Below are 24699 nucleotides of genomic sequence, written 5' to 3'. Positions count from 1 at the left end.
GATGACAAAAACCTATCATTTTATTGGTATTAAGGGTTCGGGCATGAGTGCGCTGGCTCTTATGCTCCACCAAATGGGCCACAAGGTTCAAGGAAGTGATGTAGATAAGTATTACTTTACCCAGCGTGGGCTGGAGCAAGCTGGAATTCCTATCCTGCCCTTCGATGAAAAAAATATTACTGCCGATGTGGAGCTGATTGCTGGTAATGCCTTCCGTCCAGACAATAACCTGGAAATCGCCTATGCGGATGCGAATGGCTACAGCTACAAGCGTTACCACGAGTTCCTGGGCCAATTCATGAAGGAATTTACTAGCCTAGGTGTGGCTGGTGCCCACGGTAAGACGTCAACTACAGGTCTCTTGGCCCATGTTTTGCGCAATATCACGGATACCTCATTCTTAATCGGTGATGGTACAGGTCGTGGTTCTGCCAATGCCCAATACTTTGTTTTTGAGTCAGATGAGTATGAGCGTCATTTTGCTCCATATTACCCAGAGTACAGCATTATCACCAACATTGACTTTGACCATCCGGACTATTTCACAAGCCTTGAGGATGTCTTCAATGCCTTCAATGACTATGCCAAGCAGGTTAAAAAAGGTCTTTTCCTCTATGGTGAGGATGAGGAATTGCGTAAGATTACAGCCAATGCGCCGATTTACTACTATGGTTTCGGTGATGAGAATGACTTTGTAGCCTATGATTTGCGTCCGTCAACCACAGGTTCGCAGTTCAAGGTTCGCTATAAGGAAAAAGAATTGGGTGAGTTTCAAATTCCAACCTTTGGTAAGCATAATGTTATGAATGCGACAGCGGTTATTGCCAATCTCCATATTGCTGGTTTTGATTTGAGCTTGGTAGCTCAACACCTCAAGACCTTTGCTGGTGTCAAGCGTCGCTTTACTGAGAAAATAGTTAATGATACGGTTATCATTGATGACTTCGCTCATCATCCTACGGAAATCATTGCGACTATTGATGCCGCCCGTCAAAAGTACCCAAGCAAAGAGTTGGTTGCTATTTTCCAACCCCACACCTTTACGCGTACAATTGCGCTCCTGGATGAATTTGCAGAGGCTTTGAATGGGGCTGATGCGGTTTATTTGGCACAAATCTATGGATCAGCGCGTGAGACTGATAATGGAGAGGTCAAAGTAGAGAATCTGGCAGCTAAAATAAAGAAAAAAGGTGGACAGGTAACGGTTGAAAACACTTCGCCGCTCTTGGATCATGACAATGCAGTCTATGTCTTTATGGGGGCAGGGGATATTCAGTCCTATGAATACTCTTTTGAGCGTCTCTTGTCAAATTTGACACATAATGTACAATAAGAAAAGGGACAGCGGTCCCTTTTCTGATACTGGGGGAAATAATATGGAAATTCGTTTTGCGCAGCCGGGTGACTTGCCTGGTATTTTGCGGCTGGAGCAGGAAAATTTTATTCCTGAGGAGCAGATTTCAGAGCCTGTTTTGGCGGCTTATGCTGCAAATTGTAGCCAGTCCAGTCTCGTTATGATTCACGAGGGAGAAGTAGCGGCTTATTTGTTAGCCTGTCCCGCAGAAGAGAAGCTGGTGACGGATGCTATTTTTGAGCTGACAAACTCTGCTGACTTGAAAGGACGATACTTGCACATTGCTAGCCTGTCAGTGGACAATGCCTACAAGGGTCAGGGGCTTGGTACCCTACTCACGGCTGCCTTGAAAGAAGTCGCAAGGTCAAGAGATATGGAGGGGATTGCTTTAACTTGTAAGGAATATTTGCTCAACTATTATGAGCGTAATGGCTTTGAGGATATGGGACTATCCCAGTCACAGTTTGGCGGCGGCCAGTGGTTTGACATGTATTGGTCTGTGCCATAACAGGGGGGGATCCAATGCGACTTTGGCATCAAGGCTTAATCTCTGTACTTCCGCGCCAGCAATTGTTGGGACAGCATAGAGAATGTTGTGCCTTGCGAGGCGCAGGTTGGGGATGTCCTCATGCGACGGTCAACTATGTCTTTACCCATTCTCCGGCTAAATTGTTTCAATATTATAAGATGATCATGCAGGAGATGGAGAAAAGAGGTTACAAGCTGTCGGCCGAATGGCAGGAGTCGACCTATCGTGGGAAGAAGGAAGCGTATTATAGTGAGGTTGAAGAAATTCCACTGACCAGTCCTATTTATTCAGAGCATGACGTATTTTACTTGGAAGAATGTCTGGTCAATTTGCGGGACAAGGGGATTTTTCTGTAAATCATCCGTTAAACACAAAAAATCAGCCCAGAGGACTGACTTTTAGGGCTCTATAATTTCTGTAGTGGGTAAAACCACCATGGAAATTATGGAGCCTTTTTGAGTATATACAAAAAGTCCCATATGACCTATAATGAAAAGTGCTCAAACTATCATTTTAGAAAGACTCATATGGAACAACTAAATCTTATCACTAATTTTCTCAGAATTAAAGACAAAAATATTACTATCACTGATGAATATGATATGGGAACTCACTTAGAACTCCACGGTTACTTGGATTACATGGCTCCTAAATGTCCAGAATGCAAGGGACAAATGGCTAAGTACGACTACCAGAAAGCATCAAAAATCCCTTACCTAGAAACTGCTGGTTACCCACTCCTTATCCGCCTTAAAAAGCGTCGTTTCAAGTGTAAAGAATGTGGGAAAATGGCTGTCGCTGAAACTCCTCTTGTTAAGAAAAACCATCAAATATCTGTCGCTGTTAGTCAGAAGATCGCCCAGTTACTCATCGAAAATCAAGCAATGACACATATTGCACACAGGCTAGCTATCTCAACATCATCAGTTATGAGAAAGCTCAATGAGTTCAAGTTTGAAACGGATTGGAATACCCTACCTGAGGTGATGAGTTGGGACGAGTATGCCTTCAAGAAGGGAAAATGAGCTTCATCGCTCAAGATTTCGACTCCCTAAATGTCATCACCATTCTCGACGGAAGAACTCAAGCAACCATCCGAAACCACTTTCTACGCTATCCTAGAAAGGTTAGAAATCGAGTCAAAGTGATTACCATGGATATGTTTAGTCCCTATTATCAACTTGCTAAACAGCTTTTTCCGAATGCAAAAATTGTACTCGACCGCTTTCATATTGTTCAACACCTTAGCCGTGCTATGAACCGTGTCCGTATTCAAATCATGAATCAATTCGACAGAAAATCGCAGGAATACCGTGCTTTGAAACGCTACTGGAAATTGATACAACAAGATAGCCGTAAAATCAATGATAAACGATTTTATCGCCCTATGTTTCGAATGCATTTGACTAACAAGGAAATCCTGGAAAAACTCTTGTCTTTCTCTGAGGAACTACGACAGCACTATGAACTCTATCAGCTTCTCTTATTCCATTTCCAAGAGAAGAACTCAGACCATTTCTTTGACCTAATTGAACAAGAAATAACCACTGTTAATCCTATTTTCCAGACGGTATTTAAGACATTTCTAAAGGATAAAGACAAGGTTTTGAATGCCCTAGAATTGCCTTATTCCAACGCCAAACTGGAAGCTACCAATAATCTCATCAAAGTCATTAAAAGAAATGCCTTTGGTTTCAGGAACTTTGAGAACTTTAAAAAACGCATTTTGATTGCTTTGAACATAAAGAAAGAGAGAACGAAGTTCGTCCTCTCTAGGTGTTAGCTTTTCATCTACCCACTACAGTTGACAAAGAGCCACTTTTAGGAGATTTATGAAAAATTTTAGGATACACTTATAGTATAAAGGAATTTTCAGAATATTCATCGGTCTTAGGACCGATTTGTATTATTTTTTTTGAAGGAGGAAAATGATGATTAGACCAGCTCAGTTACAAGACATTCCAGCACTGGAAAGCCTGCTTGAGGAGATTTTACAGGTTCATCATGTGGGGAGACCCGATATTTTTAGGGAAAGTGGGCAAAAATATTCGCAGGCAGACTTGACTTCCATGATTGGAAATCCAGACCAGCTAATTTTTGTCTATGAAACGGCGGGACAGGTAGTTGGGCATCTCTTTTGCCAAATTCAAGAGGCCCAGAGTCAGGTATTACAGCCTGTAAAAACGCTCTTCATAGATGATTTGTGTGTGTCATCGCAGGTTCGCGGTCAGGGAATTGGTAAGGAACTCTATGCTTTTGCTCTTTCTTATGCCAAGGAAAGTGGTTGCTACAATATAACGTTGGATGTTTGGGCGGATAATACGAAGTCAGTCGCATTTTATGAGCAACTAGGGTTGAAACAGCAGAAGATACGGATGGAGGAAGTATTATAAAAGAACTCAACTATTTCAGTCGAGTTCTTTTATAAATTCTCCGATTTTTTTAACGATTTCTGTTACTAAGGCATTACCCATGAAAAACATTCGCATTTTATCAGAAACGCAACAATAGTTCCGTCAGAAAGTTTTTTCTTAGCTGTCCAATCGTCTGGAAAGTCTTGCAGTCTTTCTGCTTCAATAGGTGTAATGAGGCGGTAACGCCCATTGACTTTTAAGAAGTGGGTAGAGCGATTGACAGTCCCCTCTGATGTTAGCATAAAAAATACCCTGATTAGTCAGGGTGTAAAAATCGCACATGCAACCTTGGAACAATATCTGAACAGCCTTACAGATAGTCTGCTCTTTTACGCAGTTCCTCGGTTTGATGTAAAAAGGCGTAGTCTCTTACAGCGTCTAGAAAAATACTACACAGTAGACCTTGGTTTTAGAAACCTATTGCTCCCAGATCATCAGGAAGATATTGGACATATGATTGAAAATATTGTATTTCTGGAGCTATGTCGACGTTATAGCAAGGTCTATGTTGGCAATGCCGATAAGTACGAGGTGGAGTTCATTGCCGTCACGGAGCAGGGGTATTTTGCCTACTACCAAGTCAGTGAAACAACTCTTGCGCCTGAAACGCTTGAAAGGGAATTGCGTCCGCTGCAGAAGATTTCAGACAACTACCCCAAGTATGTACTGACTATGGATACTATTCAACCCTATGCAAATTATGGCGGTATCGAGAAGATGAGCCTGCTAGACTGGTTAGTGGAGGCTTAAAAAAGAGGACCCCTCTTTTTTTTAGTTTCTTCTCATTTCTTCTAACAATTTCTGTGCTGTCTCCAGATTGCTGTGTTTTTTTTGGCGCAGGAGGTGGGCTAGGTGATCGACCTCCTTTTCGTGGGCGCCGGCTAGCAGGGCCAGGGATTTGGCATGAAGTTTCATGTGTCCCTGTTGGATACCAGTTGTGACCAAGGCGCGCAGAGCAGCGAAGTTCTGGCTGAGACCGACAGCGGCTATGATAGAGGCTAGTTGCCGCGCCTGTGGATGTCCCAAAATAGCAAAAGCTGCCTGAACCTTAGGATTGAGGCCAATCGAACCACCGACGGTAGCGATAGGCAGGGGCAGTGTGATGGAACCCACCAGCTCCTCGCCTTGGATAGTCCATGTCGATAGACCGCGATACTGTCCGTCGCGACTGGCATAGGCGTGAGCGCCTGCCTCAACCGCCCGCCAGTCATTTCCCGTCGCAATTACAAGGGCGTCAAGGCCGTTAAAAATCCCCTTATTGTGGGTGGCTGCCCGATAAGGGTCTACCTGAGCCAGTTTGCTGGCAAGGCTTATTTTTTTTGCCGTTTCTTGGGCAATGGCAGAGCTGATTGCTAGACTTGAGATGGCTATCCGACATTCTGCGGTTACTAGGGACTCCGTTGCATAGTTGGACAGAATCCCCATCAAGGCCTGACCTTGCGATAGAGTTTCCAAATGTTCTTTTATCCCTTCCAACATATTATTTAACATATTGGCGCCCATGGCCTCTTGGACGTCGACCTGCAAGTAAACAATCAGAAATTCATCCTTTTGCTCGACGGTAATCTTTCTAGCGCCACCGCCTCGTTTGACAATAGATGGATGTGCGTCGTTGGCTAGTTGGAGCAGTTCTTCTTCCGCCTGACCAATGAGCTGACTGGCTCTGTCCATGTCAGGAACGTCGTAGAGTGCGACTTGACCAATCATAAGGCGGTTGTGGATAGTGGTGGAAAAACCGCCCGATTTGGCAATCATTTTTCCACCTAGCGAGCAAGCGGCAACGACAGAGGGTTCTTCCGTGACCATGGGAATGCTGTATCTGACACCGTCAACCAGCAATTCTGGTACGACCGAGAACGGCAAGGAGAAGGTTCCAAGGTGGTTCTCAGCCATTTTTCCTGCAACGGTTTCTGGGAGATTATCATCTTGCTGGAGAATGGTAATGGTTTTCTCATCTAGCTGACGAGCTTGAGCTAGCAAGTCTATGCGTTCAAGCCGCGTTTTTTTGTAATATCCTGAGAAATGGGACATGATTTCCTCTTTCTATATGAGAAAAGCACCCTGGCTTGGCCAAGGGTGCCAGTTACTAACTAGTTTTTGATATAGATTCGTCTGTGGTCTTGGATTTTAGCTAGAGCAAATGGACTTTGGTCAGCAGGCAAGTCAGCAGAAGTGCCTGTTTCGTCCAATTCAATTTCTTCAAAGAAGATTTGTTCGTATTGGTCCATGCTCAAGCGTGTCCGCTGGTTGAGCTTGTCTAGGCGGTCCAGTTCCAAGTGCTCTTGGTAGCCTTCGACTAGGCGGCCGCTAAAGATTTCACAGACAGCTCCGCTACCATAGCTATAAAAGAGGACTTGGTCATCTGCCTTGAGCGCTCTGCTATTTTCCAAAAGGGAAAGGAGAGAAAGGAAAATCGAGCCAGTATAGATGTTGCCGACCACCTTGTTGTAAACGATGGCCTCTCGGAAGCGGTCAGAGAGGCGGGTCAGGGTTTCCTCGTCCTTGGCAATGGCTTGGAGGCCCTTGAGCCCCTGCTTTGAGAATGGGATATGGAGGCACATAGCCGCGAAGTCGCTGAGCTGTTGCCCAGTTTTCTCTTGGTAGTGGTCGAAGGTAGTAGTCAAGCAGTCAGTGTATTGTTCGGTTGAAAATTTGCCGTCAACACGCGGATATTTGTCATAGTTGGGACGCCAGAAGTCGTAGATGTCGCGGGTTTGGCAGACATTGTCATTGTTGAGGACCATGATGCGTGGGTCAGCAGTGACCAGCATGGCAACAGCGCCCGCACCTTGAGTTGGTTCACCGCCTGATGCGATACCGTATTTGGCAATATCGCTGGCGATGACCAGAACTTTGGAGTCAGGGAATTGGTTGATGTGGCTTTTGGCTAGGCTGAGTCCGGCAGTTGCACCGTAGCAGGCCTCTTTCATTTCGATAGACCGTGCAAAGGGTTGAATACCGAGGAGTCCATGAATAGCCACGGCTGCAGCCTTACTCTGGTCAACACTTGATTCGGTACCAACGATGACCATGTCAATAGTTGCTTTATCTTCTTCGGTCAAGATGCTAGCCGCAGCCTGTGCCCCCAAGGTCACGATGTCTTGAGTCACAGGAGCCACAGCCATTTCAGACTGGAGCAATCCGATTTTAAATTTATTAGGATCAACAGAGCGGGCTTGGGCTAAGTCAGCCAAATCTAATACAAAATCAGGTGCCGCAAAACCGATTTTATCAATACCAATATTCATAAAAATTCCTTTGTTTACAAGTGATTTATCTTGTGGTCGCCTTGGAAATGATGAGGGAAATTCCCTGACCGCCTCCGATACAGAGTGAGCAGAGGCCTAGATTTCCATTGCGTTTTTCTAGTTCGTGGATCAGCGTCACCAGGATGCGGCTACCGCTGGCACCGATAGGGTGTCCGAGTGCGATTGCACCTCCGTTGACGTTGACCTTATCTGCTGGGATGCCCAATTCCTTGACAACAGGAATGGACTGGGCAGCGAAGGCCTCATTGATTTCAAACAAATCAATGTCGTCCACTGTTTTTCCGAGTTTTTGTAGAGCTTTCTGGCTAGCTGGAATTGGTCCCAAGCCCATGTAGGCTGGGTCCAATCCGCTAGTCGCATAGGCCTCGATGAAGGCTAGAGGCTGGACATTCAACTCCTTAGCCTTCTCTTCTGACATGAGAACGAGAACTGCACAGCCGTCATTGATACCTGAGGCATTGGCAGCAGTCACCGTACCATCCTTTTTGAAAGAAGGGCGGAGCGTTGCTAATTTTTCGAGAGGTGTCAATCGTGGGTATTCATCTGTGTCAAATATGACTTCTCCCTTGCGGGTTTGAAGGCTAATTGGGACAATTTCATCTGCGAATGTGCCTTGGGCGATAGCCTGAGCAGCTTTTTCTTGGCTGGCAAAGGTGAAGGCGTCCTGTTCTTCACGAGTGACCTGATACCGCTCTGCAACATTTTCAGCGGTAATGCCCATGTGGTAGCCCTCAAAAGCATCCGTCAGACCGTCGGTCAGCATAGAATCTTTTAATTCCAAGTGTCCGAATTTAGCACCGAATCGGCTGTGCTTCGACAGGTAGGGTGCTTGACTCATGATTTCAATACCACCTGCAACGACGACGTCATTGTCGCCTAGCATGATAGACTGGGCTGCGAGCAAGACGGATTTGAGACCGGAACCGCAGACCTTATTAACCGAATAAGCAGAAGTTTCTTGCGGAAGTCCTACTTTGACAGCAATTTGGCGGGCAATATTTTGCCCCTGACCAGCAGAAAGGACATTGCCAAAGATGACCTCGTCAATGCTCTCCGCTGGGATATTCTTTTTCTCTAGCGCCTGCTTGAGAACCTGGGCTCCCAAGTCGGCGATTTCTATATCTTTTAGACTACCTCCGAAACTGCCAATGGCAGAGCGGTAGGCAGACACGATAGCTACTTTATTCATGAGTACTCCGTGTTCATTATTATTGTTCAGTTCGCAAAGGATAAAAAAGTCCGGCATTTCTAGAGTACGGAATATCCTCTTGGATCTGTCGTGTTCAGCCTAACTATTATATCATGTTTTTGACATAATGGATAAGAAGAAGGATAGGTCTGAGGGCTGAATTTTCAAGAAAGAAAAATGTAAGCGTAAACAGCTTGTGGAAAAACTAGCATTTTTTACGCAATTCGTGTAAAATAGAGAAGTATAAGAGGGGAACCTCAAAATTTAAAGGAGAATCCATATAATGGTAAAATTGGTTTTTGCTCGCCATGGTGAGTCTGAATGGAACAAAGCTAACCTTTTCACTGGTTGGGCTGACGTTGATTTGTCTGACAAAGGTACACAACAAGCGATCGACGCTGGTAAATTAATCAAAGAAGCAGGTATCGAATTTGACCTTGCTTATACATCTGTTTTGAAACGTGCTATCAAGACTACAAACTTGGCTCTTGAAGCTGCAGATCAATTATGGGTACCAGTTGAAAAATCATGGCGTTTGAACGAACGTCACTACGGTGGTTTGACAGGTTTAAACAAAGCTGAAGCAGCTGCTGAATTTGGTGATGAGCAAGTGCACATCTGGCGTCGTTCTTATGATACTTTGCCACCAGAAATGGCCAAAGATCATGAGCATTCAGCACACACTGACCGTCGCTATGCCCACCTTGATGACTCAGTTATCCCAGATGCTGAAAACTTGAAAGTAACGCTTGAGCGTGCCCTTCCATTCTGGGAAGACAAGATTGCTCCAGCCTTGAAAGATGGCAAAAATGTCTTCGTAGGTGCACACGGTAACTCTATCCGTGCCCTTGTAAAACACATCAAACAATTGTCTGATGACGAAATCATGGATGTGGAAATTCCAAACTTCCCACCACTTGTATTCGAATTGGATGAAAACCTCAACATCGTGGAAGAGTACTACTTGGAAGCGTAATTGGTTGGACACCTGGACTTCGGTCTGGGTGTTTTTTGATGCTCGGATAAAATTATCACGCTTATAACTATGTTTGTACAACAACTGAATTCGTATATCAATAAATTATCAAGTGGATATATCCACAAAATGATTGCAATTAAAATCATTCTATGAAAGACTCCTTTTGTAAGTGTTCCAATATGGATGATGTAGGTTTAGGAGGATGCATCAAAAGTGAACACAATATAATTAATATAATAAGAAAGAGAGGTCTATGTTAAATGAATAAATTTTCAAAGCAACTATTTGATAAGCGGCAACGTTTTTCTATTCGACGTTTTACTGTCGGTATGGCTTCGGTTGCAATTGGTCGGACAGAAAATGCTCACTTTGATATGCACAATTTTTTGCCAACCACAAGTTATCGATTCCGTGTGACAGCCCGTAATCCACTAGGTTCTTCAGAAGCATATGGGGTTCTCGAAACCAATACAATTGCTAAAAATCCAAGCTTGAAAGTAGCAATTGTCAATGTAACTGCAAGCACGGCTGAACAAGCAAATGAACCATTAACCAATCTTTACGATGGTGATGATAACACACTTTACCATAGTTATTGGAAGAATAATCGTGCTGTTCAGTCAAGTCTAGTTATTGATTTGGGAGAAAGTACAGCTCTCGATCACCTAATTTATCGTCCTCGTGATAACGCTGGTAATGGAAATATTACTGGATTGAGCCTTGAAATTAGTCAAGATGGTGAGACATGGCAAGCAGTCGGTGAACCAACAACCTGGCTTCGAATGCTAACGAAAAAGCTGCTCTTCTACCAGAGGGGACCGTTACTCGCTACATCAAGATTAACTGGCAATCAAGTGTGGGTGGCTATTTATCTGGTAATGAGTTGACTGTCATGGCGTCAGCAGTAGTCGTTGAAGAAGAATTGGTGACTGATAAGCTTGAGCCAGCCTACCATGAAGTTCCTGCCTTTGATCTAACAGCCGATGATGATCAAGATGGATTCAGCAATGAAGCAGAACTTCTAGCAGGTATAGACTATGCAGATCCAGCTTCTTACCCAGTCGTTGAAGAAGAATTGGTGACTGATAAGCTTGAGCCAGCCTACCATGAAGTTCCTGCCTTTGATCTAACAGCCGATGATGATCAAGATGGATTCAGCAATGAAGCAGAACTTCTAGCAGGCACAAACTATGCAGATCCAGCTTCTTACCCAGTCGTTGAAGAAGAATTGGTGACTGATAAGCTTGAGCCAGCCTACCATGAAGTTCCTGCCTTTGATCTAACAGCCGATGATGATCAAGATGGATTCAGCAATGAAGCAGAACTTCTAGCAGGTACAGACTATGCAGATCCAGCTTCTTACCTAGTCGTTGAAGAAGAATTAGTGACTGATAAGCTTGAGCCAGCCTACCATGAAGTTCCTGCCTTTGATCTAACAGCCGATGATGATCAAGATGGATTCAGCAATGAAGCAGAACTTCTAGCAGGTACAGACTATGCAGATCCAGCTTCTTACCCAGTCGTTGAAGAAGAATTGGTAACGGAAAAAGGGGAACCGGCTTATCACTATTTGCCAGCCTTTGAGTTCAAAGTACCAGCTGCACCTGTTACTACTTCAACAGTAGCTAGTCCAGAACCGGTTTCAACTTCTGAACTCTCAGTTCCAACTGGGTCAGTAAGTCCAGCTTCAGCAACTCAATCAGAATCTGCTAGCTTGCCAAATACCGGAGATAGTCAATCAGGCCTTGCTCTTATTGGTCTGACAGGTCTGGGTCTTCTAGGATTTGCAGCTCGCAAAAGAAAACATAGTTGATAGGGAGTGTTCATGACCATTGGTCTCAGGGGCAATAGGAATTGAGCATCAACTATATAAGGTGGACCGTCCTTGTGATGGTCCACTTTTCATATCAGATATCAGATTTTTCATGTATTTTATGATAGAATTTAAGTATCAAATAAAAGGAGTCTAACATGGCAAGTAAAAAAATGTTGCACGCTTGTTTGCGTGTTGAAAACTTAGAAGCTTCTCAAAAGTTCTACGAAGAAGCCTTTGGATTTAAGGAAACCCGTCGTAAGGATTATCCGGACCACAAGTTTACCTTGGTGTATTTGGCACTTCCAGGTGATGAGTTTGAGATTGAATTGACTTATAATTACGATCACGGTCCTTATGTGGTTGGGGATGGTTTTTCACACCTGGCTCTCTCTTCCGATGATTTGGAAGGGGACAATGCTAAGCACAAGGCGCTTGGCTATCCAACGACAGACCTCAGTGGATTACCAGGCAATCCAGGACGTTACTATTTTGTAACGGACCCAGATGGCTACCGTGTGGAAGTTATTCGCGCAGACTAAGAGATGAAAAGGAGTCGAAAAGGTTAGGCTCTTTTTTGTTTTATGTAACTGTTTTCAGAAACCGAATATTGATTGAAAAAAAGTCGTTTTTATACTATGATAGTTATATATCTATGAAAGAGATTTGCTTATATGAAAAAACAAAATGTTGCGCTGTTGGTTGTCAATAGCATTCTTTTTTTAGTGTGCCTTGGTATGTTGGTCTTTGCTTATGGAAAATACCAGGAACAGGCCTTGAGAGATGACGTCAAACAGCTAAAATTGAACTATTCTAAGGAAAGCAATGTTTATCGACAGGCTGGGAAAATCGGTTCAGAATTTGTTCAAGTTGCCATTCCAGAAGATGAAGCTGGGAAACCGATTTCGGTGATTCAGAAGGAGGTCCTAGCACTGGTGAAAAAGCAATTTGGCCAGGAAGGGCCTCAATCTAGAACGACAGGACTGCATTTTTTCAGTGTGGATAAGGAAAACTCTGAGTACAAAGACATCATAGCTTATCGGATTCGAACAAGGCCTTACAAGGTACGGGGAACCAAGTTGGTTTCTCAGAAAAAACAGGATGTGGAGCAGATTTTACTGACAGCGGAGCAAGAGGTCTTTAGTTTGAAACATTTGGTTGAGGACCAGGGAGTTTTTCGTGCCATTGTCTCATCTCACCTGCAGAGAGAATTGGCTAGTCAAGGCATAGAGCAGGCAGAAATCGACCAGCTTCTCCAGAAATTTGGCCAGGAAGATGTGGAAAATCTATCCTTCAGCTACCGAGAGAGTCAGTTTCTGTTAAAACTGCCAGAAGGCTATCAAGTGGAGACCCTAGTCATTTCCATCTCAGAGCTCTATGATTGCTTGTCCGGTCATCATTTGACAGTCACAGATCAGGAAAACTACGACAAGTACCAAAAGGAAAAAGAAGAATTGGCCAATCAAAAACGGATTGCTCTGACCTTTGACGACGGTCCCAACCGCCAGACGACACCAAAGATTTTGGATATTTTGAAGAAATACAATGTCAAAGCAACCTTCTTTATTTTAGGGAAAAATATTGCTGGCAATGAGGATATTATCCAGCGAATGGTGGCCGAAGGTCATGAAATTGGTAACCATACCTGGAACCATCCGAAGTTAACGGGCATCAGTCCAGAGGCTGTTCAGTCTGAAGTTGGTGACACCCAGGCTGCTCTGGAAAAGATCCTGGGCTACAAGCCCAAGCTCATGCGGCCGCCGTACGGAGCAGTCAATCAAGCGACCATGAATGTCATTAATATGCCCATTATCTATTGGTCAGTGGATTCCAATGACTGGTCCAGCCGGAATCCTGCGGTCATTTTGGAAACCATTAAGGCCAATACGATTCCTGGCTCTATCGTTTTGCTCCACGATATCCACCCTACCAGTGTAGAAAGTGTCGAACCAACGCTCCAGTATTTTGCGAGCCAAGGCTTCAAGTTGGTGACTTCTAGTGAATTACTGGGGCAAGAACTCAATCCTCAATTGATTTATTACAATCAATTTGATGCCGGACCCGGCGCTTAAATAAGATTATATCTAACCTATGTTCACCATGAGCATAGGTTTTTCTTTGCCCAGAACCCAAGGATTTTCCGTAGGGAAAAGGAAAAGTTTGGTCTTGGAAACCGTTTACAAATCCAGTATGTTAAGAGTATACTTTTAGTAATAGTAAAATGGAGGATAATGCCTATGGTCAAACTCGTAACAATAGGTGGTGGCTCAAGCTATACACCGGAACTGGTAGAAGGAATGATTCTAAGACATACCGAAGTACCTATCAAAGAATGGTGGTTTGTGGACATCGAAGATGGCCGAGAAAAATTGGAAATCGTGGTAGAACTTGCCAAACGCATGGTCAAAAAAGCTGGTCTTGACTGGGAAATTCATGCGACCTTGGATAGGAGAAGCGCTCTGAAAAATGCAGATTTTGTGACCTCTCAATTTCGGGTAGGTCAATTGCAGGCGCGATACTTGGATGAAACCATTCCTCTCAGTCATGGATTTTTAGGTCAAGAGACTAATGGAGCTGGAGGTATTTTTAAGGCTCTGCGGACCATTCAAGCCTATAAGAACATCATTGCTGAAATGAAAGAGCTCTGTCCAGATGCCTGGCTGATTAACTTTACGAATCCTGCTGGCATGGTGACGGAGGCTATTGTCAATTACCTGGGGTGGGAAAAGGTGATAGGTCTATGCAATATTCCGATTGGGCAAAAGAAGGCTGCCGCAGAGGTGCTTGGTCTTCAGGAATCTGAGGCTATGACCCGCCATATCGGTTTGAATCATTTTCATTTTCATCAGGTTTGGGACCGTTTTGGAAAAAATCGGACCATGGAAGTGATGGAGAAACTCTATGGGAATCAGGCAAGCCGTCCAGCAGATGCGGTGAAAAATATCAGTAATTTGGAATTTTCAATTGACTTACTTCGGACAATTGGCCTGCTGCCGTGTGACTATCACCGCTATTATTTTTTGGAAAAGGAGATGTTGGATGATGCCCTCCAGCAATACCAGGCTGGGCGGGTGCGTGCCGCAGTGGTCCAAGAGGTAGAAAAGGAACTGTTCCAGCTCTACGCCGACCCTCATTTACAAGAAAAGCCCAAGCAGTTGGAGAAACGGGGCGGAGCTTATTACAGCGACATTGCCTGCCAGTTGATTGTGGCCATTTACAATGACAGCCACCAGGAGTTAACCGTTTCGACGGTCAATCGGGGTGTGATTCCCTATCTACCAGAAAATTGTGTTGTGGAGGTGACTGCTATTATTACAGCTCATGGGGCTATTCCGCTCGGCTGTCCGCCAAGTCCACCTCTGGTGACTGCTTATTTGAAGCTGATGAAGGAGATGGAATTAGCAACGGTAGAAGCTGCGGTGACAGGTGATTATGACTTGCTCTTGCAAGCCTTCTATCTCAATCCCTTGATTGCCAACGGGCCTAAAGCAGAAGAACTATTAAAAGACCTATTGCTTGCACATGCGGATTATTTACCGCAATTTGCATCCAGCATTGAAGCCATCCAAGCAGAAAGGAAAGTATAATGACAGAACAAAGGACATTTTATCAATTTCCAGAAGGATTTCTCTGGGGTTCATCCACCTCTGGTCCACAGAGTGAGGGGATAGAGCCAGGTGACGGAAAGGGCTTGAACAACTGGGACTACTGGTTTGGAATTGAGCCGGAGCGTTTCCATGGGCAGATTGGTCCGGATGTGACCTCCACTTTTTATAAAAACTATCAGAACGATATTGAGCTTTTGAAAGAAACGGGGCATACGATTTTTCGGCCATCTATCCAGTGGTCACGTTTAATCCCGGACGGTGTCGGTCAGGTCAATCCAAGGGCTGTGGAATTTTACCGGGATGTTTTTCAGCAGGTCAATGCCTTAGGTATCAAGTTGCTGGTCAATCTCTATCATTTTGACCTACCTTATGCTTTGCAGGAAAAAGGTGGATGGGAATCCAAGGAAACGGTTTGGGCCTATGAAGCCTACGCTCGGAAATGTTTTGAATTATTTGGAGATTTGGTGGAACACTGGGTGACCTTCAATGAGCCGATTGTGCCGGTAGAGTGTGGCTATCTGGGCTCCTACCATTATCCCTGTAAAGTTGATGCCAAGGCTGCAGTAGCGGTGGCTTACCATACTCAATTAGCCAGCTCCTTGGCAGTTAAGGCCTGTCATGAATTGCATCCAGACCATCAGATTTCTATTGTGCTCAATCTGACTCCTGCCTACCCAAGGAGTGACAGTCCTGAAGACCAGAAAGCTGCCCGCATTGCCGAACTTTTCCAGACTAAGAGCTTTTTGGATCCGTCTGTATTGGGGGCCTACCCAGAAGAATTGGTAGCCATTATCGATGAATACGGGCTCAGACCAGATGTTACAGAAGAGGAACTTGCTATCATCAGGGAAAATACGGTTGATTTCCTTGGGGTCAACTACTATCAGCCTCTCCGAGTACAGGCTCCGAAAGTAATCTTTGAGGAGGGTGACTTGTTGACGACGGAACATTTCTTTGCCTCTTATGATATGCCTGGCAAGAAAATCAACCCTCACCGTGGCTGGGAAATCTATGAACGCGGCCTTTATGACATTGCCATGAATTTGAAAAAGGACTATGGCAATATCGTTTGGCTGGTCACGGAAAACGGCATGGGCGTGGAAGGAGAAGAGGCCTTCAAAGAGGACGGCTATATTCAGGATGATTATCGGATTGAATTTATTCAAGACCATTTGATTGAGCTACATCGAGCCATTCAAGAAGGCGCCAATTGTAAGGGTTACATGCTTTGGACCTTTATTGACTGCTGGTCTTGGTTAAATGCTTATAAAAATAGATATGGCTTGGTTGAGCTGGATTTGAGCACTCAAAAAAGAATCATCAAAAAATCAGGTTATTGGTTTAAGGAAGTCAGTCAAGCCAACGGCTTTAGTAGGTAGGAGGGGGAATATGACAAACTTTGGATTTTCAATCTATCCGGAGCGACATGGCTTGGAGAAATGTCAGAGCTACATTGATTTGATGGAACGATATGGTGCAAGGAGGGTTTTTATCAGCTTGCTCCAGATTGGGCCAGATAATTCCGAGGTGTTTGACCTGTATCGTTCAGTTATTTCCTATGCCAATCAAAAGGGGATGCTAGTGATTGCAGATATCAGTCCAGGCTTCATTGAATCCTGTGGTTGGAAAGATTCCCTTATTGAAAAAGCGCATGCATTCGGAGTTGCAGGGATTCGCTTGGATGAAGCTCTACCCTTGGAAGAAATTGTTTCTCTGACTCAAAATCCTTATCAGCTGAAAATTGAGTTGAACATGAGTACAGATAAAAGATTATTGACAGACCTCTTGCAAGCAGGAGCTAATAGAGAGAATATAATTGCCTGTCATAATTTTTATCCCCATGAATATACGGCACTTTCGGAAGATTACTTTCTCGAAATGTCAGAGTTTTATAGACAAGAGGGGATTACATCGGCAGCCTTTGTCTCCTCGCAGACTGCAACAGAGGGCCCATGGCCCTTGTCTGAAGGGTTACCAACTCTAGAAGAACACCGTCATCAAGAATTAGCTCGTCAAATTGCGTGGATAAAAGCGACTGGTTTGATTGATTGGGTATTGATTTCCAATCAGTTCGTGATAGAAGAAGAATTAGAGTCTATTCAAGAGGTGCTCGATGAAGATGTTCTGACTTTCAGAGTGCAATTGGCAGAACACGTGACCGATATTGAGAGAGAGATTATTGATTTTAGTCACAATTATCGTGGGGATATCTCTGCTTATGTTATTCGTTCAACCATGCCACGAGTTGTATATAAAGATACATCTATTCCTGCTCAGACAGATGGATATCGCAAGGTAGAAGCCGGGACTGTCATCATTGATAATGACCTCTACGGTCGCTACAAAGGAGAACTCCACATTGTCATTAAGGAACTGGAGCTATCCCCTAAGGCAAATATCGTTGGAACCATACATCCTGAGGATTGGCCGTTGGTTTCCTTTTTGAAGCCATGGCAGGCCTTTCACTTAAAAGTAGTTTAGTCGCAATCTTTCATCAATGCTAAGGAAAAAAGAAGAATAGTCAATTTCTTGTGTGTATGTTATTATAAATCTATAGGGCTACAGGGACTTTGAATACAGATTTTAAGTTTGGAAAGGAGGGAGAAATGCTATCAAAAAAGGAGATTCGATTATTAGAATTTCTAATCGACCATCCAGATGATTACGTTTCTAGTTTGGAAATTGCTCAGCAGCTGCATATTAGCGACCGTACGGCTAGAACCTATCTGAAGCAGTTAACGGCTTCGCTACAAAATAGCGGGAGTCAATTGCTATCAAAGCCTGGTCTCGGTTATCATCTGCAAGTAGATGATTCTCGTGCATTTGAAACCTTTTGGCAATCCTCCCTTTCTTCCAAAAGGCAGCTGACCAATCTTCATTCGGTGGAAGAAGCTGTGGACAGGCAGCGATTTGTGCTCAATAAGCTCTTGTTTGAAGGACAGTCGCCAACATTGGCGGAATTGGAAAGGGACTTATTTATCAGTAAAACAACCCTCCACTCGGTGATTGTTGATATCCGAAACCTATTGTCATCCTACGATATGGAATTAAATATGACAAAAGCAGGTTTAGAAATCACTGGTAAAGAGACGGCGATTCGGCATTTTATCATGGATTATTTTTTCAGCGAACAGCTAGGGAAAACCTTATATGGACTCGTTGAGAATAACCTCCTTCCATCCATCAATTTCACAGAAATTATGAGGATTGTGATTGATGAATGTCGAGATGCAAGTCTGCGTCTATCAGATTTTGTATTGCAAAATTTGGTCCTTCATATCGCCCTGATGTTGCAGCGGATGCGGGCTGGCTCTGCTATTGAACGTTTTCCCATTTCAGAACAAATTAGTCGCTCTAAGGAATATCAGGTTGCCCAAAAAATTCTCAGGAAAATTGAAGGAGCCTTTGACCTATTGATTCCTGAGGAAGAAGCAAATTATATTGCCCTTCATTTGAAGGTTAAGCTGACGGAAAATCTGGCCAAAATAGACCAGGCAGAAGTGGCCTTGAGACAGCAAATTCAAGATAGTTTGCTCCAATTGTCTCGTAAGATCGGTTTAGAACTTTCTGCCGATCAGCAGTTGTTTAAAGGAATTCTAGCCCACATGTTGCCCCTAAAAATCCGACTGGAAAATGGGATTGTCTTGGATAATCCATTGACGGAGGAGATTCGTAGGGATTATGCGGAAGTCTTTGACCTCACAAAGGAGGTCTTTGGACAAATGCCCCTCTTTCAAGGTTATAAAGTTTCAGATGATGAATGGGCTTATCTTTCCCTGCACTTGATGGCGGCAGTTGAACGGTACAATCCACAGCGAAAGACAAAGGTATTGGTCGTTTGCTCAACAGGTGTCGGTAGTGCCTTGATGTTGAAAAATCGGCTGGAGAAAGAATTTTCTTCAAGTATAGAAATTGTAGATGTGGTCAGCTATTACGAGGTGACCGAGGAGCGATTGTCTGATGTTGAGTTGATTATCTCATCTGTCAGTCTATCCAATCTTATCTTTATGACACCGGTTATCACGGTTTCCGTTTTTCTATCCGGAGAGGATGTCGCAAAGATAAAGCAACATTTGCAGCAAGGTTTGACCTTTTCTATGGGTGAGGAACATGGGGAAAATATGGACCATGCTCAAGCGCGTCAGATTGCTGAGGCGGTCTTTGGGCCGAGTCGGATTGTGGTAGTCGATGAAAATAGGGAACGAATGTCCCTGTTGGAAGAGTTGACAATGAAGCTGAATGAATCTAGTCAGCCAGGTTTTGTAGAAACATTTTTAGACCAGGTTCATCTGCGGGAGACCTATAGCTCTGTAGTATTTGAAGAAACGTTGGCCTTCCCTCATCCTGCGGTAGCAATGAGCTATTCAGAACAGATTGTAGTAGGCATTGCTAAAGAAGGTATCCGTTGGGGTGAGGAGGGAATCGTTCATTTTGTATTTTTACTATCCCCTTCAAAGGGGCGAAATTCTCACATAAAATATATATCCCCCTGTCTGGTCGAGTTTGTCAAAGACAAAGACCTACAAAAACGGTTGTTGAACAATCCAACCTATGATGAATTAGTAACTATTTTTATTCCCTTAATACAAAAACAGAAATAGGAGGAAAAGATAATGAAAAACATTATGTTAGTATGTAATGCAGGTATGTCAACAAGTATGTTGGTAACTAAGATGCAAAAAGCAGCAGAGGAAAAAGGTCTTGAAGCTACTATTTGGGCGGTTCCTGTTTCTGAAGCTGACTCCGAAGTGGCTCAAAAGGAAATTGATGTTCTCTTATTAGGACCACAGGTCAAATTCCTCTTGAATGAATATAAAGGAAAATTTGAGCCAGGTATCAAGGTGGATTCCATCAATATGATGGACTATGGTGTTATGAATGGTGCTAATGTTTTAGATGCCGCGCTAAAGTTAATGGGAGAATAATATGAATTCTTCAGGCAATTTAGAATCCATAATGGGTTTAATCATGTATGGTGGTGATGCCAAAGGCTTGGCTGTCCAAGCCATTCAGGCTGCTAAAAAAGGCGAATTTGCCGATGCGCATGCAAAGCTTGAACAGGCCAATGATTCCTTGAATATTGCCCACAAGTCACAAACAAGCCTGTTGGCTCAAGAAGCAGGTGGACAATCTGTTGAGGTATCCTTGCTCATGGTGCATGGTCAGGACCATCTGATGAATGCCATTACCTTCATTGATATGGCCAAAGAGATTGTTAGTTTGTACGAACGATTGGACAGCTAAACAATGCTATAGAGCCATCTGTGGGTATATAGAAAGGAGGAGGAATGGAAATCACAAAAACTTATCCGGTTTCTATTGATCGACTTTTCGAGGCGATAGTGACGTCCTTAAAAGAAGATTATCGGCAAAATACTGGTGAGGAGCCGGCGGAAGTTGACTTGGTAGCTGGCTTAACCTACCAAAAACGATTTGGCGAGAAACATCAGCATAGTGTCCAAGTCACCCTGCTGGAGTTGACCAGTCCATCCCTCTATTCTGTCCGATTCTCATCTAATCGAGGCAAGGAAACGATGACCTATCAATTGACTCCTGTAGATGAGGGACATACCGGTATTCAGTATTCCTATGGAGTGGAAGCTGCGGATTTTTTTACCAAGGCTAATTATTTCCTGATGGAAAAATTGATGGCAAAAAGTTTAGAACGGCAGACAGAGGCACAATTAGATGCCTTGGTTCGTTATGCCACACAAGAAGCCGGATAATATTTTTCAGAAATCAAATCATTTGCCCACTAGTTTCATAGAGGTACGTTTTCTGCAAAAGACTATGTTTAGGAATGAATCATGATTTGATTTTCTTTGTCTACAAATTTGTCACAAAACCGTTTAAAGCGGAAGAAAAAAATAAAAAGGAGACAGATTATGTCAAATATTTCTGATAAGTTTATGGAAATATCTGGGAAAATCGGCTCGCAAAGGCATTTAGTTGCGATTCGAGATTCCTTTATTTCTATGATGCCAGTTACCATGGCCGGTTCAGTAGCAGTCTTGCTCAATGTTTTTCTGAGGGACATCCCAAATAATATGGGGTGGACTGGCTTGGCAGAGGCTATGCAACCACTGATAAATGTCAATGGTTATGTCTATTTTGGTACCATTGGTATAATGGCCCTCGTTTTCTCATTTGCCCTGGGCTACAATTTGTCGAATATGCACAAGGTCAACCCTTTAGCAGGTGGTTTGATTTCCTTTGCTTCTTTTATTTCTACTATGCCACAGAGCTTGACAATCTCCACAGCTCTCGATGGACTAGATAATTCAGTTATAACAGCTTTGAAAGACTTGGGGCTGACAATAGCAACAAATGATGGTGCATCTGTACTTGAAACAAGTGAATGGGGAGCCATTGCTTTGAAATATGCGGGAGCTACTGGTCTTTTCACCGCCCTCTTCATTGGCTTCCTATCAACATTTGTCTATGCCAGCCTGGTAAAACGGAATATTACTATCAAGTTACCAGATACAGTACCGCCTGCGGTAAACAAGGCCTTTGTAGCCATCATCCCTGGTACAGCAGCTATTTACGCATCTTCAATCTTGGCTTATGCAGTCTACGCTGCGACTGGTCAAGCCTTGAGTGATGTGATTTCAACCTATATCCAGATGCCATTGATGGGGCTATCTCAAGGTATTGGCTCAGTTATTTTGCTTACCTTCTTGGTTCAGCTTTTCTGGTTCTTTGGCTTACATGGTCACAACGTTTTGGCACCAGTTATGGATGGTATCTACGGGGTTGCCCTCAATGAGAATACTGCCGTTTATGAAGCGACAAGAAGCGCGGCAGACTTACCATGGTTATGGACTCGTGGTTCCTTTGATGCCTACGCTCAAATGGGTGGTTCAGGGGTTACATTGGCGCTCATCATTGCCATCTTCATTTTCTCTAAACGAGAAGAATATAAAACAGTAGCTCGTCTTTCAACACCAATGGGAATCTTTAATATCAACGAACCAATCACCTTTGGTATTCCGATGGTACTGAACCCACTCTTTGTTATTCCATGGTTGATTGTACCGCCTGTTTGTGCAACAATTGCTTATCTAGCGACCTCTATGGGCTTGATTCCGCCTGTCTTCTTAGCGGTTCCATGGATTACACCTCCAGGCTTGTATGCTTACTTGGCAACTGGTGGTAATGTGATGGCAGCCCTTGTATCACTCTTCAACCTCTTCATTGCCTTCCTGATCTGGACACCATTTGTTATTTCAGCAAACAAGGTGAAGGCTGCAACAGAGTAATGTTTAAGAAAAATAAACATCCATTTTTGCTCTCGGTTGGTTTCTTTCTCATTGCAGTGAGTCCACTGTATGGCAATCTCTATCTGAACATCGTTGCAGGATTAAGCCTGATTTTAATCAGCATTCTATGGAAATAACCAAAACTCCCTAGCTTCAATCTGGCTAGGGAGTATCTGTTTATTATAGCTTAGTTCTTAGACCTTATACAATTCCTGTTGTTTTAGGATGACTTCTTGCACTTGGGCGAATTTTTTCAACTGTTTGAGCTCGCTTGGGCTGGATACCAGGGTGATAACCAAGCCCTCCTTGCCCATACGACCGGTACGACCTGCGCGGTGGGTATAGGCCTCCTGGTCAAAGGGAACCTCGAAGTTAAGGACGCATTCCAGATTATCGATGTCAATCCCACGCGCTAGCATATCTGTAGCCAGCAAGAGGTTGATTTCATGGTTTTTGAACCGCTCGATGATAACCTTGCGGAACTTGACGTTGACATCAGATGCCAGCGAGACAGCATTGGCACCGTTGTAGAGCAACTTATCCTCGCTAGCGCCCAGGTCGGATAGGCTGTTGAAGAAGGCAAGGGCTCGGAAATCAGGGATATTGGCAAACTTGCGAAGGACTTCTAGACGATTTCGCTTGTCCACCATCATGTAGCAATGCTGGATATTGTCCAATTTCTTCTCGGACAGGTCCAAGGTCAGCACATCAGGACCAATCTTTTCCTGGTCAAACTTGGCTGTCGCACTCATATAGACCAACTGGTGGTCCCGAGGGACGTAGTTGATAATTTTTTCCACGAAATGGTACTGGGAATCGCTAAAAAGCTGGTCAAATTCATCCAGGATAATGGTGTTAACATTCATTATCTTGATTTTTCTCAGCTTGATGAGCTCAAAAATCCGACCGGGCGTACCGATAAGGATTTCAGGTCCTTTTTTCAGTCGCTCAATCTGGCGCTTTTGACTGGAGCCAGACAAAAAGAGCTGGGCAGTGAGGCCGATCGTCTCCGACCAGGTCTTGCAGACATCAAAAATTTGTCCAGCTAGTTCTGTATTTGGTGCTAAAATCAGCAATTGTTGGGCTTTTTTGGGCGTCAAGGCCAGCAAACTAGGCCAGAGATAGGCCAGGGTCTTGCCGGTGCCTGTTGGGCTGACAGCCAGCAGGGACTGTCCATTTTTGATAGGCTCGAAAGCCTGGGTTTGAACCGGAGTGAAGTCTTCAAATCCGGCCTGTGTCAGCTGGTCCAGCCAGCTAGTTGGAAAGTTGGTTTTCATATCGTATCCGCCTTAAAGGTGATTCCTGCGTCCTTGCGCATGGTGTAAAGGGTTTGGTGGACGGCCTGGGCCACATCCAGCCACTGGTCCGCCAGTTCATGGTTTTGCTCCCGGATGACCCGAGCAAAGTTGACCGCCTCCTCCAGCATGGGGTGCGGAGCTACTTGTACAGGCAGGGCAATTTGGCTACCGTCGTGTTTTTTGAAAATAGCAGAGCTGATCCGTTGGCAACCATCCATGACCAAGGTACCATCGGCTGTATAGATTTCGCTTGGCAGGTCACTGGTCACATTTTTTCCAGCCTGAATGGTCACGAAGAAGTCATCATAAATGAGTTGTCCACTACCGTTCAAATCCAAGCTGGATGGCAATTGCTGGGCTGTGTAGCGAGCAGACTTGGGAGTGCCAATCAAGCCGATAGCCGCATAGAGAGTATAGACACCTAAATCCATGAGGGCCCCACCTGAAAAATCTGTCGAGAAGATATTGGGTGTCTGGTCAGCCAGCAACTCAGGCATTTTTGATGAATACTTGGCATAGCCAAAGTAGCCACCCAAAATAGTCTGATCAGCCAGGAAGTCACGAATAATGGCAAATGCCTCTTCCTGGTAATTACGGGCCGCTTCAAAGAGAAAGATACCTTTTTCCTTGGCTATTTGTCTCAGCCTAGCCAATTCATCAGGCCGTGATACCATGGTTTTTTCGACAATGGCATGTTTACCAGCCTCCAGCACGGCCTTGGCCTGTTCAAAATGAAGGGAATTGGGACTGGCGATATAAACCAGGTCCAAGTCCGATGCCAGAAACTCTTGCATACCTGTGTATAAAATTACATTTTCATAAGGAGCAGAAAAATTTCTGGCGGTCTCGATATTTCTAGACAGGACGGCGCTTAGTTGATAGGCTTGACTTTTTTGAGCCGCTTTAATAAATTCATGAGAAATGGATGAAGTTCCAATAATTCCAAATTTAAGCATAAAATCTCATTTCTTTATGTGTTATTCT

The 24699-nt window shown here is 44.0% G+C and carries 23 protein-coding genes and 2 pseudogenes; 19 read left to right on the top strand and 6 right to left on the bottom strand.

Annotation, left to right across the window (positions count from 1 at the left end):
* Position 1 precedes the first annotated feature (1 nt).
* From murC to AB1F57_RS10570, 5 genes are all read left to right on the top strand, one after another.
* Positions 2-1333 (top strand): UDP-N-acetylmuramate--L-alanine ligase, encoded by a 1332-nt coding sequence (gene murC / locus AB1F57_RS10590; protein ID WP_174852862.1) that lies wholly within the window; start codon positions 2-4, stop codon positions 1331-1333.
* A gap of 43 nt (positions 1334-1376) precedes the next feature.
* Positions 1377-1862 (top strand): GNAT family N-acetyltransferase, encoded by a 486-nt coding sequence (locus AB1F57_RS10585; protein WP_174852863.1) that lies wholly within the window; start codon positions 1377-1379, stop codon positions 1860-1862.
* Between the two features lie 14 nt (positions 1863-1876).
* Positions 1877-2239 carry a TIGR02328 family protein gene (locus tag AB1F57_RS10580; protein WP_167785780.1) on the top strand — a complete coding sequence of 121 codons (363 nt, stop codon included), beginning with the start codon at positions 1877-1879 and terminating at the stop codon, positions 2237-2239.
* A 171-nt stretch (positions 2240-2410) separates the two neighbouring features.
* Positions 2411-3666 (top strand): ISL3 family transposase gene (locus tag AB1F57_RS10575; RefSeq protein ID WP_174853283.1). Its coding sequence is split into 2 segments (ribosomal slippage): positions 2411-2897 and positions 2897-3666, totalling 1257 coding nucleotides; the frame shifts between segments, so codons are not numbered across the junction.
* Positions 3667-3811: 145 nt separating this feature from the next.
* Positions 3812-4276 carry a GNAT family N-acetyltransferase gene (locus AB1F57_RS10570; protein ID WP_167785781.1) on the top strand — a complete coding sequence of 155 codons (465 nt, stop codon included), beginning with the start codon at positions 3812-3814 and terminating at the stop codon, positions 4274-4276.
* Between the two features lie 15 nt (positions 4277-4291).
* Here AB1F57_RS10570 and AB1F57_RS10565 read toward each other — a convergent pair.
* Positions 4292-4539 (bottom strand): annotated as a pseudogene (locus AB1F57_RS10565) (DNA cytosine methyltransferase); the annotation flags it as partial.
* On the opposite strand from AB1F57_RS10565, the pseudogene AB1F57_RS10560 reads away from it, so the two are divergent.
* Positions 4538-5047 (top strand): annotated as a pseudogene (locus tag AB1F57_RS10560) (ATPase); the annotation flags it as partial. The pseudogenes AB1F57_RS10565 and AB1F57_RS10560 sit on opposite strands and share 2 nt — an antisense overlap.
* 21 nt (positions 5048-5068) lie before the next feature.
* On the opposite strand, the gene AB1F57_RS10555 reads toward AB1F57_RS10560, so the two are convergent.
* The 3 genes from AB1F57_RS10555 to AB1F57_RS10545 are packed head-to-tail and all read right to left on the bottom strand — an operon-like array spanning position 5069 to position 8755.
* Positions 5069-6328 (bottom strand): hydroxymethylglutaryl-CoA reductase, degradative, encoded by a 1260-nt coding sequence (locus tag AB1F57_RS10555; protein WP_174853322.1) that lies wholly within the window; start codon positions 6326-6328, stop codon positions 5069-5071.
* Between the two features lie 59 nt (positions 6329-6387).
* Positions 6388-7545 (bottom strand): hydroxymethylglutaryl-CoA synthase, encoded by a 1158-nt coding sequence (locus AB1F57_RS10550; protein WP_174853323.1) that lies wholly within the window; start codon positions 7543-7545, stop codon positions 6388-6390.
* Positions 7546-7570: 25 nt separating this feature from the next.
* Positions 7571-8755, bottom strand: a complete 1185-nt coding sequence (locus AB1F57_RS10545; protein ID WP_167785784.1) for an acetyl-CoA C-acetyltransferase — start codon at positions 8753-8755, stop codon at positions 7571-7573.
* 283 nt (positions 8756-9038) lie between these two features.
* Between AB1F57_RS10545 and AB1F57_RS10540 the strand changes: the two genes are divergently transcribed.
* The 13 genes from AB1F57_RS10540 (at position 9039) to AB1F57_RS10480 (ending at position 22417) form a co-directional block, all read left to right on the top strand.
* Positions 9039-9731, top strand: coding sequence for a phosphoglycerate mutase (locus AB1F57_RS10540; RefSeq protein WP_105137403.1), 693 nt, complete (start codon positions 9039-9041; stop codon positions 9729-9731).
* Between the two features lie 263 nt (positions 9732-9994).
* Positions 9995-10621: a discoidin domain-containing protein gene (locus tag AB1F57_RS10535; protein WP_174853344.1), complete on the top strand. Its 627-nt coding sequence runs from the start codon at positions 9995-9997 to the stop codon at positions 10619-10621.
* On the top strand, positions 10591-11547 hold the full coding sequence (locus AB1F57_RS10530) for an LPXTG cell wall anchor domain-containing protein (RefSeq protein WP_367985727.1): 957 nt from the start codon (positions 10591-10593) through the stop codon (positions 11545-11547). The genes AB1F57_RS10535 and AB1F57_RS10530 overlap by 31 nt, the downstream gene beginning before the upstream one ends.
* A 158-nt stretch (positions 11548-11705) precedes the next feature.
* Positions 11706-12089, top strand: a complete 384-nt coding sequence (locus AB1F57_RS10525) for a VOC family protein (RefSeq protein ID WP_105111248.1) — start codon at positions 11706-11708, stop codon at positions 12087-12089.
* A 132-nt stretch (positions 12090-12221) separates the two neighbouring features.
* Positions 12222-13619 carry a polysaccharide deacetylase family protein gene (locus AB1F57_RS10520; RefSeq protein WP_167785785.1) on the top strand — a complete coding sequence of 466 codons (1398 nt, stop codon included), beginning with the start codon at positions 12222-12224 and terminating at the stop codon, positions 13617-13619.
* Between the two features lie 159 nt (positions 13620-13778).
* The gene (locus tag AB1F57_RS10515) at positions 13779-15134 is read left to right on the top strand and encodes a 6-phospho-beta-glucosidase (protein WP_105137406.1); all 1356 of its coding nucleotides are present in this window, start codon (positions 13779-13781) and stop codon (positions 15132-15134) included.
* Positions 15134-16534, top strand: coding sequence for a glycoside hydrolase family 1 protein (locus AB1F57_RS10510; protein WP_170238734.1), 1401 nt, complete (start codon positions 15134-15136; stop codon positions 16532-16534). Before AB1F57_RS10515 ends, AB1F57_RS10510 begins: the two co-directional genes overlap by 1 nt.
* A 10-nt stretch (positions 16535-16544) precedes the next feature.
* Positions 16545-17636: a DUF871 domain-containing protein gene (locus tag AB1F57_RS10505; RefSeq protein WP_367985726.1), complete on the top strand. Its 1092-nt coding sequence runs from the start codon at positions 16545-16547 to the stop codon at positions 17634-17636.
* A 125-nt stretch (positions 17637-17761) separates the two neighbouring features.
* Positions 17762-19756: a BglG family transcription antiterminator gene (locus AB1F57_RS10500; protein WP_105137409.1), complete on the top strand. Its 1995-nt coding sequence runs from the start codon at positions 17762-17764 to the stop codon at positions 19754-19756.
* Positions 19757-19768: 12 nt separating this feature from the next.
* Positions 19769-20080, top strand: coding sequence for a PTS sugar transporter subunit IIB (locus AB1F57_RS10495; RefSeq protein WP_105111254.1), 312 nt, complete (start codon positions 19769-19771; stop codon positions 20078-20080).
* A 1-nt stretch (position 20081) separates the two neighbouring features.
* On the top strand, positions 20082-20399 hold the full coding sequence (locus tag AB1F57_RS10490; RefSeq protein WP_105111255.1) for a PTS lactose/cellobiose transporter subunit IIA: 318 nt from the start codon (positions 20082-20084) through the stop codon (positions 20397-20399).
* Positions 20400-20443: 44 nt separating this feature from the next.
* A complete protein-coding gene (locus tag AB1F57_RS10485) occupies positions 20444-20881 on the top strand; it encodes a DUF3284 domain-containing protein (protein WP_105137410.1) in 438 nt (145 codons plus the stop codon).
* A gap of 159 nt (positions 20882-21040) precedes the next feature.
* On the top strand, positions 21041-22417 hold the full coding sequence (locus AB1F57_RS10480; protein WP_105137411.1) for a PTS transporter subunit EIIC: 1377 nt from the start codon (positions 21041-21043) through the stop codon (positions 22415-22417).
* A 194-nt stretch (positions 22418-22611) separates the two neighbouring features.
* On the opposite strand, the gene AB1F57_RS10475 is transcribed toward AB1F57_RS10480, so the two are convergent.
* Together AB1F57_RS10475 and AB1F57_RS10470 are read right to left on the bottom strand one after the other, a co-directional pair.
* Complete coding sequence (locus AB1F57_RS10475) at positions 22612-23694, bottom strand: DEAD/DEAH box helicase (RefSeq protein WP_367985725.1); 1083 nt, start codon at positions 23692-23694, stop codon at positions 22612-22614.
* Positions 23691-24671, bottom strand: coding sequence for a Gfo/Idh/MocA family protein (locus AB1F57_RS10470; protein ID WP_105137413.1), 981 nt, complete (start codon positions 24669-24671; stop codon positions 23691-23693). The genes AB1F57_RS10475 and AB1F57_RS10470 overlap by 4 nt, the downstream gene beginning before the upstream one ends.
* Positions 24672-24699 lie beyond the last annotated feature (28 nt).

The sequence above is a fragment of the Streptococcus nasisuis genome (assembly GCF_040836615.1).
In the GTDB taxonomy this organism is placed as follows: Bacteria; Bacillota; Bacilli; order Lactobacillales; family Streptococcaceae; genus Streptococcus; species Streptococcus suis_V.
The sequence above is the reverse complement of the archived record's forward strand: the minus strand, read 5'-3'. Positions and strand labels throughout refer to the sequence as shown.